At 65.7% G+C, this 15,912-nt stretch carries 14 protein-coding genes and 1 tRNA gene; 9 read left to right on the top strand and 6 right to left on the bottom strand.

Going from position 1 to position 15,912, the window contains the following annotated elements; genetic code table 11:
* Positions 1–40: 40 nt before the first annotated feature.
* The 3 genes from BTM25_RS10345 to BTM25_RS10355 form a co-directional block, all read right to left on the bottom strand.
* Positions 41–1,123 carry a hypothetical protein gene (locus BTM25_RS10345; protein WP_146059021.1) on the bottom strand — a complete coding sequence of 361 codons (1,083 nt, stop codon included), beginning with the start codon at positions 1,121–1,123 and terminating at the stop codon, positions 41–43.
* A gap of 86 nt (positions 1,124–1,209) precedes the next feature.
* Positions 1,210–2,241 (bottom strand): hypothetical protein, encoded by a 1,032-nt coding sequence (locus BTM25_RS10350; RefSeq protein WP_103562456.1) that lies wholly within the window; start codon positions 2,239–2,241, stop codon positions 1,210–1,212.
* Positions 2,232–2,963 (bottom strand): hypothetical protein, encoded by a 732-nt coding sequence (locus BTM25_RS10355; RefSeq protein ID WP_146059022.1) that lies wholly within the window; start codon positions 2,961–2,963, stop codon positions 2,232–2,234. Before BTM25_RS10355 ends, BTM25_RS10350 begins: the two co-directional genes overlap by 10 nt.
* 128 nt (positions 2,964–3,091) lie before the next feature.
* On the opposite strand from BTM25_RS10355, the gene BTM25_RS10360 reads away from it, so the two are divergent.
* The 4 genes from BTM25_RS10360 to BTM25_RS10375 all read left to right on the top strand — a co-directional run bounded on the left by BTM25_RS10360 (position 3,092) and on the right by BTM25_RS10375 (position 7,861).
* Positions 3,092–4,141: a glucose 1-dehydrogenase gene (locus BTM25_RS10360; protein WP_103562458.1), complete on the top strand. Its 1,050-nt coding sequence runs from the start codon at positions 3,092–3,094 to the stop codon at positions 4,139–4,141.
* 22 nt (positions 4,142–4,163) lie between these two features.
* Positions 4,164–5,579, top strand: a complete 1,416-nt coding sequence (locus BTM25_RS10365) for a sugar porter family MFS transporter (protein WP_235828326.1) — start codon at positions 4,164–4,166, stop codon at positions 5,577–5,579.
* A gap of 424 nt (positions 5,580–6,003) precedes the next feature.
* Positions 6,004–7,251 carry an AAA family ATPase gene (locus tag BTM25_RS10370; protein WP_168212075.1) on the top strand — a complete coding sequence of 416 codons (1,248 nt, stop codon included), beginning with the start codon at positions 6,004–6,006 and terminating at the stop codon, positions 7,249–7,251.
* Positions 7,235–7,861 (top strand): RloB family protein, encoded by a 627-nt coding sequence (locus tag BTM25_RS10375; protein WP_103562460.1) that lies wholly within the window; start codon positions 7,235–7,237, stop codon positions 7,859–7,861. The genes BTM25_RS10370 and BTM25_RS10375 overlap by 17 nt, the downstream gene beginning before the upstream one ends.
* A 164-nt stretch (positions 7,862–8,025) precedes the next feature.
* Here BTM25_RS10375 and BTM25_RS10380 read toward each other — a convergent pair whose 3' ends face one another.
* Positions 8,026–8,580, bottom strand: coding sequence for a flavoprotein (locus BTM25_RS10380; RefSeq protein ID WP_103562461.1), 555 nt, complete (start codon positions 8,578–8,580; stop codon positions 8,026–8,028).
* Entirely contained in the window at positions 8,577–10,043 is a 1,467-nt protein-coding gene (locus BTM25_RS10385) for a helix-turn-helix domain-containing protein (RefSeq protein ID WP_235828327.1), read from the bottom strand. The genes BTM25_RS10380 and BTM25_RS10385 overlap by 4 nt, the downstream gene beginning before the upstream one ends.
* Before the next feature lie 791 nt (positions 10,044–10,834).
* Between BTM25_RS10385 and BTM25_RS10395 the strand changes: the two genes are divergently transcribed.
* A complete protein-coding gene (locus tag BTM25_RS10395) occupies positions 10,835–11,470 on the top strand; it encodes a hypothetical protein (protein ID WP_103562463.1) in 636 nt (211 codons plus the stop codon).
* Positions 11,471–11,834: 364 nt separating this feature from the next.
* On the opposite strand, the gene BTM25_RS10400 is transcribed toward BTM25_RS10395, so the two are convergent.
* A tRNA-Arg gene (locus BTM25_RS10400) sits at positions 11,835–11,908 on the bottom strand.
* Between the two features lie 110 nt (positions 11,909–12,018).
* On the opposite strand from BTM25_RS10400, the gene BTM25_RS10405 reads away from it, so the two are divergent.
* From BTM25_RS10405 to BTM25_RS10420, 4 genes are all read left to right on the top strand, one after another.
* Positions 12,019–12,816 (top strand): phosphotransferase, encoded by a 798-nt coding sequence (locus tag BTM25_RS10405; RefSeq protein WP_328589616.1) that lies wholly within the window; start codon positions 12,019–12,021, stop codon positions 12,814–12,816.
* Positions 12,800–13,714 carry a cobalamin biosynthesis protein gene (locus tag BTM25_RS10410; protein ID WP_103562464.1) on the top strand — a complete coding sequence of 305 codons (915 nt, stop codon included), beginning with the start codon at positions 12,800–12,802 and terminating at the stop codon, positions 13,712–13,714. The genes BTM25_RS10405 and BTM25_RS10410 overlap by 17 nt, the downstream gene beginning before the upstream one ends.
* Positions 13,711–15,213 (top strand): cobyric acid synthase, encoded by a 1,503-nt coding sequence (locus BTM25_RS10415; RefSeq protein ID WP_103562465.1) that lies wholly within the window; start codon positions 13,711–13,713, stop codon positions 15,211–15,213. Before BTM25_RS10410 ends, BTM25_RS10415 begins: the two co-directional genes overlap by 4 nt.
* A gap of 77 nt (positions 15,214–15,290) precedes the next feature.
* A complete protein-coding gene (locus BTM25_RS10420; protein WP_103562466.1) occupies positions 15,291–15,905 on the top strand; it encodes a DUF1444 family protein in 615 nt (204 codons plus the stop codon).
* Positions 15,906–15,912 lie beyond the last annotated feature (7 nt).

Consider the following 15,912-nt stretch of genomic DNA (forward strand, 5'->3'; position numbering starts at 1 on the left):
ACGGGCCGGGAAGCCCGCCACGATACCCGTCCCCGGCGTGCTAGCGCCGTCCGGCCGCGAACCGCTCGGCGATCGGGACGTATTCAGACATCCCAACCGCCAGCACCGTCCGCGTCCCCGGCACCCGCGCGAGCGCGGAGGCCGCTGAGTAGACGGACCGCGCGGGCCCGCGCTCGATCGTCCACGTCCCGGCCCGGTAGTGCGCATACGTCGTGCGGGTCTGCGAACGGTCGACGACGCCGAGCCACACGCCGCCCCGCCCGTCGTCGCTCATGACGCCGCCGGTCTCGATGCCGCTTGGGACGGTGATCTCGGTCCAGGCCCGTCCGTTCCAGTGCAGCAAGGTCCGTTCGGTCTCGGTCATCGCGTCGGTGCGGTAGGCCCAGACGCTCCGGGCCGAGACGGCGAGGACACGGCTGACGAAGCCCGAGGGGGACCGGGGGACGCGCATGTCCCGCCAGGCCCGGCCGTCCCAGTGCAGGACGAACGGGATCCGCCCGTCGCGCTCGTTCATCCCGCCGAGCCACACGTCCTCGGCCGACAGGACCGCGACCGATCCCGGACGCCACGACGGACCACCGACTGCGTCGGCTTCGGGCAGGGGGACGTCGACTCTGGTCCACCGACCGTCGCCGTACCGAACGAGCTGGCTCTCATTGGTGCTCGTGTTGCGGGCGGTCGCCCAGGCAGAGCCGTCGCGTCCGGCGGACAGGGACGACGCCCAGAAGTTGACGGGGAACTCCACGGCCCGCCAAGCCGTGCCGTCCCAGTGATAGGCGGACTGCAGCGGATCAAGATGCGGCCCCCCGATCACCCACGCGTTGCGCGGCCCAGCCGCCGCAACGACGTTGAGCGAACCGAACGGCAGCGTCCCGGGCAGGGCTTCTCTCGTCCAAGCGGCACCGTCCCAGCGAAGTAACAGCGGCCGACTCGCCTCCATCCCCACCGCCCACGCAAGCCGCGGCCCGACAGCGGCGACACCGACCGGAAACGGCGCGCCGACCTCGGTGAGCGGCGTGGGAACGTCCTGCCACCCGCCCGCATCAGCCGCCGCAGGCCGAGCGAGCGCGAGGACCAGGACGGCGGACGGCACGAACCCACAGGCGAGACACCGACGGATCATGGCTTCTCCTCCGAACCCGGTCAGGGACGCGCCGCAAAGCTTGCCAGTGAACACTGGCTAAGTCGATGGGTCGGCCGAGACGGCGCTCAGAGCGGCGGGAGCGGGAAGTTGCCAACGCGGTCGTAGATCTCGCGCAACCAGGGCTCGCGGACGGCCGGCAGCCGTGCCAGCGTCGCAAGGAAGATCTTTCGATCGGCCGAGAAGGGACGATCAGGCAGGAGCGGCGCCGGATCGTCGCGGCGGACGTCCTGCGGCACCGGCAGCCGCCGAGGCCGGTCGAAGGCCAGATGAACCCACACATCGGAGGCCAGCGGCACCACCGCTCGCGCACCGCACGGCCAGATCTCCCCGGTCTGCGGATGCCGGGGGACCAGCGCGATCCCGTCTCCGCGCTCGGCGACCCCGGGGCCGACGAGAAAGAGGTCGGCCGCAATATCACCGGGAGGAAGAAGCACATCCAGCGCCCGCCCGAACACGGCGGCGACGGATGCTTCCGGCAAGCCGATCCGCGCACCGCCCGATACGGCCACGACACGCGCCAGCGCGTCCCCGACCGCCGCAGCCCACACCGAACTCCACGCCCCGTTCGGCTCGACGGGAGGCGTCGCCGGCAACTCGTCCCAACCGAGCACTCTCTGGCCCGGCCCGCCAGGACACGGGTGGACGGCCCGCGGATCCAGACGCACGCTCTGCCAGTACGAACAGTCGTCGATACGAGTCGCGACAGGCCGCCCGCACTGCTGACATGCGAGATTGGGTCCATCGCGTCCGTCCAACCCGATGCAGTAGCCGCCCACCCGGCCGGGGACCAGGACAGTGCCGCGCACGTCCCCGGGCGCGATGACGACAACCCCGGCCGGACCGAACGACAGCGAATACACAGGCGCGTAATAACCACGCTTTTCCGCCGCATCAGCTCCGACGTCGTCCCAGCGTCGCCACGGTGGCCCGGACGGCTCATCGACCACCGCGTACGTCCCCGGCTCCATGAGCGGCGGATAGAGCTCGTGGTAATACGACTGATTCACATGAACAGGCAGCGCAACTTCAACCAGCGGAGCCGTGAGCACAGCCTCACACGTAGCGCAAACGAAGAGGGTCGCCTCACTCACGGCCATTCCGGCATTGTGACAGGCTGATCGAAATCCCACCACGTCTGCCGTACAACCGTCGGATACCCGCGCGATCGGAGCATGCGCAACGTCCGGTAAGAGACCTGCAGCGCGGTGAACTCGCCGAACTCGGAGAACCAGAAGTCGAACGACATGCGCCGCGCCCCAACGTGGCGCAAGACGTCACCATGGTGGACAGCCGCCGGACCACTCGGCCGATGCTGCTCCTTCAACTCAAGCGTGTGCCGGACGAAGCGCCCGCCGTCCCGCTCATCCATGATGATGCCGCGCACAGTGCAGAGATCGGCGAGCCATGGCGTGAGCGCCGACCAACTGAGGAAGAGACCTCGCAGGTCAGCCGGGGCACTCTTGATCCACGGCCGTTCAGGCTCGGGCCGACGGTAAATTCCCGAGGGAGTCGCAAGGATCTCGCCGCCGGTGTCAAGAGCGAAGTATACGGCCTCGCAATTTCCGACGCCCCGGCTGACGGCCGTGTGCGCGTCATGCTCCGCGACCAGAAGCGTTCGATAAGAGGTGATTTCTTGGACCCGATCCAGCGCCCGCCGGACTTCCGGCGCGACGGCCGCGCCACGTCTCAACAGCATCCACTCGCCCCAGCCGTGACGACCGAGCCCGTCCGTTCCGCAACCGGAGAACACCGGACGCGCAGCAACAGGTACTCCCCTCGACCGCTTCCCGACAAGGGCTGAACGGGTGATGGTGATCAAGCTCTCAGGCCGTCGGATTTCACTGAATCTCCAAGGTTCGTCCGTGATCGGCCAACGGACGGTGTTGCCGGGCGGTCGCCGGGGCAGTCCAGTCGAGACGGACCGGCGGCTACGAGGAGACGACACAGATGAAGGCGCTCACCGTAGTCCCCGGACGTCCCGACCAGGTCCGCGTGGAGGAACTGCCCGATCCCGTGCCCGGTCCGGGCGACCTGCTGGTGGAGGGGCGGCTGCTCGGCATCTGCGGCACGGACAACGACATCGTCGAGAGCGACGGTTACGGCTGGACGCCGCCGGGTCGAGACCGGTTGATCATCGGGCACGAGTCGCTCGGCACGGTCGTCGCGGCGGACCCCACCAGCGGATTCGCGGAAGGTGATCTCGTCGTCGGCGTCGTGCGGCGGCCCGATCCGGTGCCGTGCGTGCCGTGCGCGCACGACGAAGCGGACTTCTGCCGCAACGGCCGGTACACCGAACGCGGCATCAAGGAACTGGACGGCTTCGGCGCCCAACTCTGGCTGACCGAAGATCGGTACGCCGTCAAGCTGGACCCAGCGCTTGGGGACAACGGCGTCCTGCTGGAGCCCGCCACGGTGATCGCCAAGGCGTGGGAGCAGACCGATCGGTTCCTCACGCGTACGTCGTGGCGTCCCGAGGTCGTCCTGGTGACCGGCGCGGGCACCATCGGGCTGTTCGCGGCGCTCATGGCGGTCCAGCGCGGGCTGGAGGTCCATGTCGTGGACAACAAGGAGAGCGCCGCCAAGCGCGCACTCGTCCAAGACCTCGGCGGAACGTTCCATACGGCGGACGTCCGCGACATCGGCGTCCGCCCCGACGTCGTCATCGAGTGCACCGGACACGGCCCACTCCTCTTCCAGCTCACCGAGATCGTCGCCCCGGACGCGGTGATCTGCCTGACCGGCATCTCGTCCGGGCAACGGAAGGTCCCCGTCCCCGCCGATGCGATCAACAAGGGCCTCGTCCTGGACAACACGGTCATATTCGGCTCGGTCAACGCCGCACGCCGCAACTTCCAGCAGGCGGCCGACGCGCTCGCCAAGGCCGACGCCGGCTGGCTGGACCGCCTGATCACCCGGCGCGTCCCGATGGAGGCGTTCTCCGACGGCCTGCGCCGCGAGCCCGACGACATCAAGGTCGTCGTGGACCTGCGGTCGTGACGTCCGCGCACCCGAGGAGGGCGTGACATTGCAGGGCTACTCCAGCGCACCGATCGACGGGGGAGTACTCGCCGCCATCTCGGACCGGGGCCGCCGCATGATCTGGCGGCACGCGGTACTGATCGCGGTGGGCGGCTTCCTGTTCGGCTTCGACACCGGAGTCATCTCCGGCGCGCTCCTCTACATCAGGACCGACTTCCACCTGAACTCGTTCCAACAGGGCAGCGTGGTGAGCGTGCTGGTCCTAGGCGCGATGGTGGGCGCACTGGCGTCCGGACGACTAGCCGACCGCATAGGACGCCGTTGGATCTTCTGCCTCGAAGGAGCCGTCTTCCTCGTCGGCACGGCCATCGCCGTCGCATCGACGGGCTACGTGATGCTGCTCGCCGCGCGCCTAGTACTCGGCCTTGCAGTCGGAGCAGCGTCGGCGACCGTCCCCCCGTACCTCTCGGAGATCGCACCGAAGGAGATCCGAGGCCGTCTCCTCACCCTCAACCAGATGCTCATCACGATCGGAATCCTGATCGCCTACCTGGTTAACCTCGCCTTCGCCAGCGGCGGCAACTGGCGCGCGATGATCGCGGTAGGCGCGATTCCCGCGCTGGTCATGGTCGTCTCAGCGGTGTGGATCCTCCCAGAATCCCCCGAATGGCTCCTGTCTCACGACCGCCGCAAACAAGCACGCGCGGTGATCGCCCGCGTCAGCGACGAGCCCACCGCAGACCGCCTGATAGAACACCGCGACCAACAACGCTCACAGGACTCATCCGGGACGGGCTGGCGCTCCCTGCTGACCCGCCACGTCCGCCCCGCGCTGATCGTCGGCCTGGTCCTGGCCGCCGCGCAGCAGCTCAGCGGCGTCAACACGATCATCTACTACGCCCCGACGATCATCGAGAAGACCGGCCTGACCGCGTCCAACTCGATCGTCTACTCGATCGCGATCGGCGTTATCAACCTCGCGATGACCGTCCTGGCGATCCGCCTGATCGACCGCCTGGGCCGCCGCGAGCTCCTGCTCGTCTCGTTCGCGGTGATGACCGTCATGATGGCCCTGCTCGGCCTGGCCTTCATCGCAGACTGGCCGTCCGTCCTAACGCTCCTCGCCATGGTCCTCTACATAGCCGGCTACGCAGGCGGCGTAGGCCCAGTCTTCTGGACCCTCATCGGCGAAATCTTCCCACCTACATCCCGCGCAACAGGCTCCGCAGCCTGCACAGCCACGAACTGGGCAGCCAACTTCGCCGTAAGCCTGGTCTTCCTCCCGATAGCGAACGTCATCGGCCAAGGCGAGACGTTCTGGATCTTCGCCGCGATCGCCGCTCTAGGCCTCCTGTTTACCGCCCGCTACATCCCCGAAACCAAAGACCGAGACTTCCCCGAACTAGACAAAGACCTCCAGTCCCGCTTCAACACCCACCCCCACGCCACCGCGTAAAATGTGACTACTCGTTGTGGCGGAGATGAAGGCGCTGGCGGGGCTATCCTGCCGTGAGTCGTCGGTGGCATCTAAGTCGCAGCACCGACCAGCCGAGCCGGGGCCTGATGCTGCGACGCGCCGCCGCTTTGGTCGGAAGTAGCCGAATTCCTGCCCTGCACAGCAGAGTGTTGATCGGAAGAGGGCAGCGGTCATCTACGCTCTGTTAACGGACTGTTGGCGTCCTGTAGCGGCTCAGGTGGCCGAACCGGGGAGCCTCACCGCCTACTTTCAAGCCACGTAGCGTCGGATGTTGACGCTTCGCCAGGTGAAACGCTTACACTATCAGTGTTGCACCGTCTCGAGCTTGAGGGGAGGAAGGTCCATGCTGCTGAGGTTCGCGGCAACGAATCACGCATCTATGCGTGATCGGCAGGAGCTCAGCATGGTGGCGATCGACAACCATCCTGATCTCGCTCTAGGAAAAATTCCCCAGACGGAAAATATGTCCGCATTGCCGGTAGTGGGCATATTTGGACCTAACGCATCGGGGAAATCGAACACTGTCGACGCCCTCGCGTATATGCGTTGGTGTGTTGTGACCTCCCATCAGAAATGGCTGCCAGATAAGCCGATTTCTCGCCGACCTTTTTTGTTGGATGGCGAAGTGTCCGAAAGGCCAAGTGAATACGAAGCCGATTTCATCGTTTCTGGAGTGAGGTATAACTATGGGTTCGTATGCTCGGATGAGGAAATTATTGAAGAATGGCTGTTTTCTTATCCAGAACGTAGGCGGCGGACGTTGTATGTCCGAAAATCTGGATCTCCAATATCTTTTGGATCCACTCTTGTTGGGCCCAAAAAGCTAGTCGAAAAAAGTGTCCGGCGCAATAGCCTTTTCCTTTCCGCTGCGGCGGCCAATAACTTCGAGGCCCTGCAGCCGGTCTACCGCTGGTTTGATCGCATTCGATATGCGTCTTCTAGCAACGAAAAGCAACGGCTCGATTTTACGCTGCATTATATGGAAAGGCATGACCGTGGTGCCGTTATCGATCTGCTTTCATTTGCGGACCTCGGTGTTGTTGATATGAGTGTCTCTAAACCTGAGGTCACGCCGGAAATGATTGATCGGTTCAAGGCAATGCTTGATATGCTGGGCGTTGACGAGGGTGAAGTTGATCCTGAAAATTACCTCACGCCCGATATCGAAGTTAAGCATAAAACAAGTGATGGCATAAAAGGCCTGCCATTTGGTCATGAATCGACCGGAACTCGTACGTGGCTTTCTTTGACGGGACCGATTTTGCAGTCTCTTAAGCAGGGACGGATCCTCGTTGTCGATGAGCTAGATGCTCGGTTGCACTCAACGTTGAGTGCAGAGCTGGTTCGTCTTTTTCAAGATCCGATCACAAACAAAAATGGAGCGCAGCTTATTTTCAATAGTCATGACACAACTTTGCTCGGAAAAAACGCGCCATGTCGACTCCGTCGAGACCAAGTCTGGTTTGCAGAAAAGGACGATGATGGAGCCACACATCTATTTCCGTTGACGGATTATCGAGTTCGCGAAGGTATCGATAATGTGCAACGAGGGTATCTCCGGGGGAGATACGGTGCTGTTCCATTTTTTGATGATACTCTTTTGATTTCTGCATTTGCTGAACGCGAGGAGACCGATGGCACGAGGCACTAGGCCGCTCTATCGAAGCTCCCAAAAGAAGCCGCCCAAACGGAAGATCTACATCTATCATGAAGGGGAACAAAGCGAAAAAGGCTATTTCCGTGGACTCTGTTCTAGTGTTCGTTCGCCTAATATTAAGATATTAGTTTCTCCTGCGCGGGGCAATCCGCTATCGATGGTTGAATATGCCATTGATAGCACGTATAGGGTGTCCGGAGGTGACATCCAAGAGCAGGATGAAATATGGTGTGTTTTTGATATCGAGGCCCCTATTCCGCAGCCTAAGATCGCAGAGGCGGTAGACCTGGCAATGCGCAAAGGGGTGCGCCTAGTTATCTCAAACCCGTGCTTTGAGATATGGCTACTTCTCCATTTCTCGGAGCACAATGCATACCTCACCACTAACTCGGCATATCGCAAGCTTAGGCTTCATTTGCCTAATTATGACAAGCACGTGGATTATGTTACTTTTTCTAGTAACTATGTTATAGCCAAGGATCGCGCTAAGATTCTGGATCGGCGCCATCAAGATACCGGTGACATTGTGAAGAAAAACCCTTGGTCCAATGTCTGGGAGCTGGTTGATCATTTGATGGAGCTATCGATAAAGAATGATATTTAAGTCTAACTTTTATGCGGAAGGTGGGCTGGTTGGATTCAGTGGCATGGGTTCGTTGCGGTTGTCGCTGGTGTTGAATTTGATTGGCGCTCTTTTGGGCGAATAGAGTTTGCGTTGTGGCGGCCGGTGGGGCCTGTATATTGAAAAGAATGCTGACGACTGGGTGGTCAGTTTGCTTCTGATGTACTTTCTATCTCTTCTAGTGGACGCTGCCAGGGGTAGGTATCGAAGCGGGAGCTGCCAGTTCCGGGTGGGTGTGGTTGAAAGGCATCTTCCCCTATGAGGATGTGGACGCCCTCTTTGGTTAGTGCTTCGACGCTGCGTTGGAAGGGCGTGCGGGCGTACATTGCTGTGTTGACGAAGGGGAGCACGGCGACTGGGATGTTGAGGTTGGGGGCTTCGGCGAGGATGCCTAGGGCGTAGGTGTCGCTGATGCCTGCTGCCCACTTGTTGATGGTGTTGTAGGTTGCCGGGGCTACGATGATCGCGTCGGCTCGTGGTGTGCGGGGTTCGGATGGCTTGCGGTAGTGGGTTCGGATGGGGTGGCCGGTTTGGACTTCTAGGGCTGGGACATCGATGAGGTCCAGGGCTGCGGGTGTTGCTATTAGCTGTACGTTCCAGTTGCGGTTTTGGGCTAGTGCTACAAGTTTTCCTACGTATGTTGCGACGCCTGCTGCACATACGACGATGTAGAGGGTGCGAGGGTGGTCGGTGGTGGTCATAGGCGGATTCCGATTTCGGCGGTGAACTCGTGGAGTTGGCGTTTGATGCCTGGGGGTGCGGTTGCGGAGAGGGTTCGCATCATGTGGTGGGCGGACGGGCGTGCTGCTTCTTCGGGGGCGAGTTGGTGTGCGGTGCGGAGCATGTCGTAGGCCTTCTCGTGCTTGCCCCACTGGGTGAGTGCGCGGGCCGTGTCCATGAGAAGGGTTGCCTTGCGCTCGCGGAGTGCGATGCGGTCGAGGTTGATGGTTCGTGCGTGGTGGAGAGCTGTTCCGGCGTCGCCTAGTTGCAGGGCTATGTTCACCCGGTGGAGTTGGACGTTCGTTGGGCCGAACGCCGTCCAGCGGTGGTTGAAGTCTCCGCCTAGTTGTCGGCCGGCGTTCTGGGCTTCGTCGAGCAGGGTCGCGGCGGTGTCGCGGTCGCCGCGCTGGCCTGCCGCTACGGCGCCGCGCAGGAGGAGAGCGCCGTAGACCGATAGGAGGTCTGGTGTGGGATCTTCGGCTTGGCGGTCGATGTGTTCGGCGTACGAGCTGGCGGTTTTGGTCGCTGCGCCGTAATGGCCGTCGTTCATCAGGGCGTGGGTGACAATGCGGGCGCTTGAACCGAGGGTCGTCAGGTCCTGGCTGTTGCGGGCCGCCTGCATGCTGCGGTCGGCGGCCATCCAGGCGAGTCCTTCGTGGCCGAGCTTCAGCAGGATGCTCGCGGCGACGTGGTGGGCTTCGGCGGACAGTGCTTCTAGTGTGAGGCGATCGTCGCCGTCATGTGTCCTGGTTGCCGTGCGGAGGTCGGCCAGAAGGTGCGGTAGTGAGTTGGTGACTGCCGTGTACTGGCAGTCCTGGTAGTTGCGTTTCGCTGCCGCGACAGCGTTGCTCAGGTGGGCCGGGCTAAGGACGTTGGGGTCGCGGTCCGGTGGCTGGACGTCATATCCGGCCAGCGCGGTCGCGAATGCCTCGACGCCTTCGAGTGGTGCGCTGTCCCCAGGCAGGTCGGACAGGATGGCGGTGAACACGCCTGCTCCGGCGAGCTTCGTGAACGTCCTCCTGCGCAACGGGTCTCCTTCCGCGTCGTCTGGATCTGCGTCCAGGGAACCCCAGGGCGCGGGCGGTACCAAGCTCACGAGTTCATTGCCTGGTGTGATGGATGTGGCGTCGGGGGACGGCGCGGTGAACGAGCGGGGCGCCAGGCCGAGCGTCATGCGGGCGTGGTCGGGCATGTCCAGGCCGTCCGCGATCCGCTCGAAGACCTCCAGCGCGGTGATCTGGCGTCCGCCCGTTTTCATCGTCTCGCTGACTCTGCCTTGCGCCATGCCGCACGCGATGGCGATCTGGGTCTGGCTTGCGCCCGCGTACTGGCGCAAAAGGTGGAAAACCGTGCGAATGTCGCGCGATTGGAGAGCGCCGATCATCTGCGGGTGATCCCACAGCGTCGGTGGAATGACGATCTGGCTGAATGCACGTCCCGCCATCGGGTTCCCCTCGCCCTCGCTCCATGTGCAGCGCATCACCGAGCGTATATCTCACTCGGGGATATCGGCTGGGAATGGGTCATCTGCGCCTGGTGACGGATCTTGGTGGTCATGACCGAGAAGCAGGAGCGACCCGGCGGGCCGGGGCAACGCCGGTGCGGCCGTTGGGGTGGGAAAGTCCGGACTGGCCGCTTGGCCGTGATGGTCGATGGCTCACGCTGTTGCCGGACCAGGCATCGTCGCCTTTCCAATGGGTGCGGTCGGTGCGGCGAGCCGCCCGCCTGGTGCACGGCCGAAAGGCGCCCGTGATGGCCGGGCCGGCTGGGTCGCGGTGCGCGCGGTCGCGTGAGTCCGGTGCGTGGCTGCCAGAGTCCGAGCGCTCTGGCTCAGCGCCGCCTCCTGCGGTCGAACCTCACCGTGACGGACCCGGGCGGCTCGGTCGGCAGTCGCCGGAATGGTCGCCTGCATTGGTGGCCGCAGCGGTCGTGGAGATCCGGCGCCGGTTTCCAGGAGCGATCGCCTGGCGTGGGAACGCGACTGGGCATTGGTGGGCGATGGTGCCATCTGGTGACCGGTGGTTGCTGCTTGAAGCGCTGACCGCTGTTCATCTGTCCCAAGCCGTGGAGGCGGCCCGGTCGTGGCGTCGCTCCCAAGGCGCCCCCCGAAGGGTCAGGGACGAGGGGTGCGGCGAGTGCTGATCCGCCCTGGTTTCCCATCACGAATCGTCGGAGCTTTCGCCTAGCTCGTGCGGCCGACGTCGTTCGAACAAGTTCGAGAAAGGAACCTTCACTATGTCCGCTCGTCAGCAGTCCGTTCCCGCCGCAAATCCGGCGCGGTGGGGTGTGGTGCCTTACATCACCGCGTGGTCGTCGGAGGTGACTCCGCCGTACGGGCTCGTCATCCGGAACGGCCGTCTCGCCTACGTTGATGAGTCTCCCTACGACCGTGACCAGGCGGGGGTGTTGTGGGCGCGGATGCGGATCAGCCCCGGTGTGGGGCGTCCGCAGTTCAAGAACGTCCACTACCTGCGGCAGCGCTTGGCGATGCGCAAGTTGCTGTGCCAGGTGTGCGGGACGCCGTGCGGGAAGGACGCGGTGTGGATGCTGTCGGCGCAGGAGTACCAGAACGCCGAAGGCCCCTGGCCCGCGCCCGTCCTCACCGCTCATCCGCCGCTCTGCCCGAATTGCGTGGAACGTTCGGCTCGGATGTGCCCGCATCTGAAGGGTGGGCACGTCGTCCTGCGTGCGAGCCGCTTCGCGCCCGCTGCCGTCTCGGGAATGCTCTACGAAGCCACGCCTGCCGGACTGAAGCAGCTTGAGCGCGCCACCATCGAGTACGGCGATCCTTGGGCTCCTTGGATGCGTGCCTCCCAGGTTCATATGCGGCTGGAGGAGTACACCGTCCTGGCGCCCGGTCCTTTGGCCTGAACAGCGCACCGTTCTGAGGACTGGGCCGTCTCACGGCGACCGGCCCGGACGCCGATGGCGGAACTGCTGCAATGCCCGGCCGGGTCGTCGCTTCCCCGCAGGGGCGCGTAGGCGGTGGTGCGGACTCGCGCGTCGGAGGGCGTGTTGGGCGGGTGAAGATCGCCACGTTGCCGGAGGGGCCGGAACCGCTCGGGGGCTCGTTGTGGTGGGGGCCTGAGCTGCGTGGATGCGGCCGAGATCATTCCGCGTATGGTCCGTGGACCGTGCGTTCCGGCTGCGTGGGGCGGCGGCTGGTCGCATACCCGGTGCTCGGGCGGTTGGGGTGTTCGGGCTGGTCGGAGGCTGGCTTACGGGGATCTTAGAGCGCGCCCGGCAGGATTCGAACCCGCGACCGTCGGTTTAGAAGACCGGTGCTCTATCCAACTGAGCTACGGGCGCATCGGTGTCCAAGTGGACACCGGGTCACAGTGTAGGGCCGGGCGTGTCTCGGCTCCACACTGGTTTTGCGTGGTCGGTGCGGTGGTTGTTTGGTCTTATCGTCTATCCCTGTGGCGGTGGACGGTGAGGTGCCGCTTTCCGGGGGTGACGTCACGGAAGGCGTGGTGCGGGTCGGGGACACGGTGCGGCGGCCTGTGGGGGCGCATACGGCGGCGGTTCATGGGCTGCTGAGGTTTCTGGAGCGTGCCGGGTTCGATGGGGTGCCTCGGGTGCTCGGTGTCGATGGACGCGGGCGTGAGGTGCTCGGGTGGGTGGACGGTGATGTTCCGCATCGGCCGTTGCCTGCTTATGCGGTGGACGAGCGGGCGGTTCGGGGGGTTGCCGGGTTGCTGCGGCGGTATCACGATGCCGTTGCCGCGTATCGGCCGCCGGATGATGCCGTCTGGGACGATCTCGATGTGTCCAACGCCGATGGGCCGGCTGAGCTCGTCGGGCACTGTGATGTGACCCCGGAGAACGTTGTGTTCCGGGACGGGGTGCCGGTGGCGCTGATCGATTTCGATCTCGCTCGGCCCACCACGCGGCTCTATGACGTCGTCACGGCCGCGCGGCACTGGGCGCCGCTCGCCGATCCCGCTGATCGGGACACCGTTCTCTACGACGCGGACGCCGGGTGGCGGCTTCGGCTGTTCTGCGATGCCTACGGGCTCGGGCGGGACGACCGCAGAAACGTGTTGCCGCTGGCCAGGGCGCGGTTCGAGCGGTCGTACGCGGCGATGCGGCGGCGTGCGGAGCGGCTCGGCGGCGGGTGGGCGCGCATGTGGGACGGCGGTGCCGGGGAGCGCATCCGGCGTGCTCAGGACTGGCTCGACCTCCACTGGGAGGACCTTGATGCGCATCTCGCCTAGGGCTGCCGGGTTGCTGATGGGCGTCGCGCTCGACGCGGCGTTCGGGGATCCACGCAAAGGGCACCCTGTCGCTGCCTTCGGACGTGCCGCGAAAGCCTTGGAGCGCAGGCTTTACGCGAAGAAGAGGGCCAACGGCGTCGTCTACACGGCGACGCTCGTCGGAGCAGCCGCAGCGATCGGGTACGCCGCCGAGCGCAGTGCGCGCAATGGAACCGTGAAGGCCGGTGTCACCGCGGTGGCGACCTGGGCCGTCCTCGGCGGCACGTCGCTCGCCCGCGAAGGGCGCGTCATGGCCGCCCACCTGGAGCGCGACGACATCGAAGCGGCCCGGAACAGGCTCGGCCATCTTTGCGCGCGCGATCCGAGCCATCTGGACGAAGCGGGAATCGCGCGGGCGACCGTCGAGTCCATCGCCGAGAACACGTCCGACGCGGCCATCGCCCCGCTCGTGTGGGGCGCGGTCGCGGGCGTCCCGGGGCTGCTCGCCTACCGCGCCGCCAACACGCTCGACGCGATGGTCGGCTACCGCAGCGAGCGGTACGAACGGTTCGGCTGGGCGTCCGCGCGGCTGGACGACGTCCTGAACTGGGTCCCCGCAGGGATCACCGCAGCGATCACCGTCGCGTGCGCACCGCGCGCCTGGCGCGTCCTCCGCAGGGACGGCGGCAAGCACCCGAGCCCCAACGCAGGACGATGCGAAGCCGCGTTCGCGGGCGCACTCAACGTCAGGCTCGGCGGCGCGAACGTCTACCACGGACGAAGAGAGCAGCGGCCCGAGCTGGGCGACGGCAGGCCGCCGGAGACGAGCGACATCCGCCGCGCGACGAAGCTGTCGGCGACGGTCACGGTCATCGCGGCGGTGGCCGCGGCGGTGGCGGCGAACGGGAGCAGCAGATGAGCGGAGCCATCCTCGTCGCCGGGACGACCTCGGACGCGGGCAAGAGCGTCGTCACGGCGGGAATCTGCCGCTGGCTGGCCCGCCAGGGCGTCAGCGTCGCCCCGTTCAAGGCGCAGAACATGTCGCTGAACTCGATGGTCACGGCGGACGGCGCCGAGATCGGACGCGCCCAGTACATGCAGGCCCAGGCCGCCGGCACGGAGCCACGAGCGATCATGAACCCGGTCCTGCTCAAGCCCGGCAGCGACCGCCGCAGCCAGGTCGTCGTGAAGGGCCGTCCGGTCGCGGAGGTGGACGCGCTCCAGTACGGCGCGTTCAAAGACGAGCTGCGGACGATCGTCAACGACAGCCTGGCCGAACTCCGCGCGCAACACGACGTCGTCGTCTGCGAAGGCGCAGGCAGCCCCGCCGAGATCAACCTGAGGGCGGGCGACCTGGTGAACATGGGCCTGGCCCGCGCGGCGGACATCCCGGTCATCGTGGTCGGCGACATCGACCGGGGCGGCGTGTTCGCGTCCCTCTACGGGACGGTCGCGCTCCTGGAACCGCAGGACCAGGCGCTCATCGCGGGCTTCGTCATCAACAAGTTCCGCGGCGCGCGCGAACTCCTCGAACCGGGCCTGGACCAGCTCAAAGCACTGACCGGACGCACAACGCTCGGCGTCCTCCCGTGGCAACTCGGCCTCTACCTGGACTCCGAGGACACCCTCGCCCTCGACGCCCCCCGCCCGGACGCCCGCGCCCCGCACGGTAACGAGACGCTGAGAGTCGCGGTCGTCAGATTCCCGCGCATCTCCAACTTCACCGACCTGGACGCCCTGCTCTGCGAACCGGGCGTCGTCGTCCGGTACGCGGCGAGCCCCGGCGACCTGGCCGACGCCGACCTGGTCGTCCTCCCCGGCAGCCGCGCGACCGTCCAGGACCTCGCCTGGCTGCGCGCACGCGGCATGGCGGACGAGATCGAGAAGCGCGCCGCGCGGAACCGTCCCGTCCTCGGCATCTGCGGCGGCTACCAGATGCTCGCACGGACGATCCGCGACGACGTCGAGTCCAAGCAGGGCGAGGTCGGCGGCCTCGGTCTGCTCCCGGCGGACGTCACGTTCCACCGGCACAAGACGCTGGCCCGTCCGACGGGCGAAGCGTACGGCCACGACGTCGAGGCGTACGAGATCCACCACGGCATCGTCGGCCACCAGGGCGAACCGTTCCTGGACGGCTGCCGGAGCGGCGCGGTCTGGGGCACGACCTGGCACGGCGCGCTGGAGAACGACGCCTTCCGCCGTGCCTTCCTCGCAGACGTGGCGAAGACGGCGAACCGGGATTTCGTCCCGGCCCCTGATGTCTCGTTCCGGGAACTGAGGGAGGAGACGCTCGACAAGCTGGGCGACCTCATCGCCGACCACCTCGACACGACGGCGCTGCGACGGCTCATCGAGGACGGCGCGCCGCGAGGACTGCCGATCGTCCCGCCCGGCGGGCCGGTCACGGAACGCGCCTAGAACATCACCCACGGTAACGGCCGCATCCCGGTATCGTGATCCACTTGGTAAACGCCGTCCCCGGGAGGAGCAACCTCGTGACCGAGCGGACCGATCTCGTCGTCCCGTTGCCGAAGGCGCGGGTCCCGGCCGAGGTCCAGTTGGAGTTCCCGCTGCCGCCGGGCGAGGAGCCCGTCCGGGACGACCTCGCGGGCGACCTCTACGTCACCTACGCCTTCGAGCTGCCCGACGAGAGCGCCGGCCGCCGCCGCTACGAGCACGTCGCGCGGCGGCACTGCGACGAGATGGGCATCGCGCCGAAGGACCTGTGGCGCCTCGCGACCGTCAACCTCCGCAACCGGCGCCAGGAGCTGTCGCTCGACTGGTACCCCGACGTGCGGGCTGTCACGGTCACGCTCGGCGGCGCCGGGCTGGAGGCCGCCCTGCTGCTGGACGACGGGTTCCTGGAGAAGCTGGCCCAGGACGTGGAGGGCGACCTGGTCGTGGCGGTGCCCGCGCGGGACGTGTTCGTCGCGTCCGGGACGGGCCACCCCGACGGCGTCGAGAAGCTGCGCTGGGCCGTCGGGCAGGTCTGGTCGGACGGACGCGGCGAGGACGACGCCGCCCCCGGCCGCGACGTCCCGGTCGGGACGCTGCTGGTCCGCGACCTGCTCGTCCGGCGCGGCACCGGCTGGGAACTTCTGCCGGGCTGAAAAACCG

The sequence above is a fragment of the Actinomadura rubteroloni genome, assembly GCF_002911665.1.
Lineage (GTDB): Bacteria > Actinomycetota > Actinomycetes > Streptosporangiales > Streptosporangiaceae > Spirillospora > Spirillospora rubteroloni.

Coding starts and splice junctions, on each gene's coding strand:
- BTM25_RS10360 (WP_103562458.1), top strand. CDS start 3,092: ATGAAGGCGCTCACCGTAGTCCCCGGACGTCCCGACCAGGTCCGCGTG.
- BTM25_RS10345 (WP_146059021.1), bottom strand. CDS start 1,123: ATGATCCGTCGGTGTCTCGCCTGTGGGTTCGTGCCGTCCGCCGTCCTG.
- BTM25_RS10415 (WP_103562465.1), top strand. CDS start 13,711: ATGAGCGGAGCCATCCTCGTCGCCGGGACGACCTCGGACGCGGGCAAG.
- BTM25_RS10350 (WP_103562456.1), bottom strand. CDS start 2,241: ATGGCCGTGAGTGAGGCGACCCTCTTCGTTTGCGCTACGTGTGAGGCT.
- BTM25_RS10410 (WP_103562464.1), top strand. CDS start 12,800: ATGCGCATCTCGCCTAGGGCTGCCGGGTTGCTGATGGGCGTCGCGCTC.
- BTM25_RS10375 (WP_103562460.1), top strand. CDS start 7,235: ATGGCACGAGGCACTAGGCCGCTCTATCGAAGCTCCCAAAAGAAGCCG.
- BTM25_RS10380 (WP_103562461.1), bottom strand. CDS start 8,580: ATGACCACCACCGACCACCCTCGCACCCTCTACATCGTCGTATGTGCA.
- BTM25_RS10385 (WP_235828327.1), bottom strand. CDS start 10,043: ATGGCGGGACGTGCATTCAGCCAGATCGTCATTCCACCGACGCTGTGG.
- BTM25_RS10370 (WP_168212075.1), top strand. CDS start 6,004: ATGGTGGCGATCGACAACCATCCTGATCTCGCTCTAGGAAAAATTCCC.
- BTM25_RS10395 (WP_103562463.1), top strand. CDS start 10,835: ATGTCCGCTCGTCAGCAGTCCGTTCCCGCCGCAAATCCGGCGCGGTGG.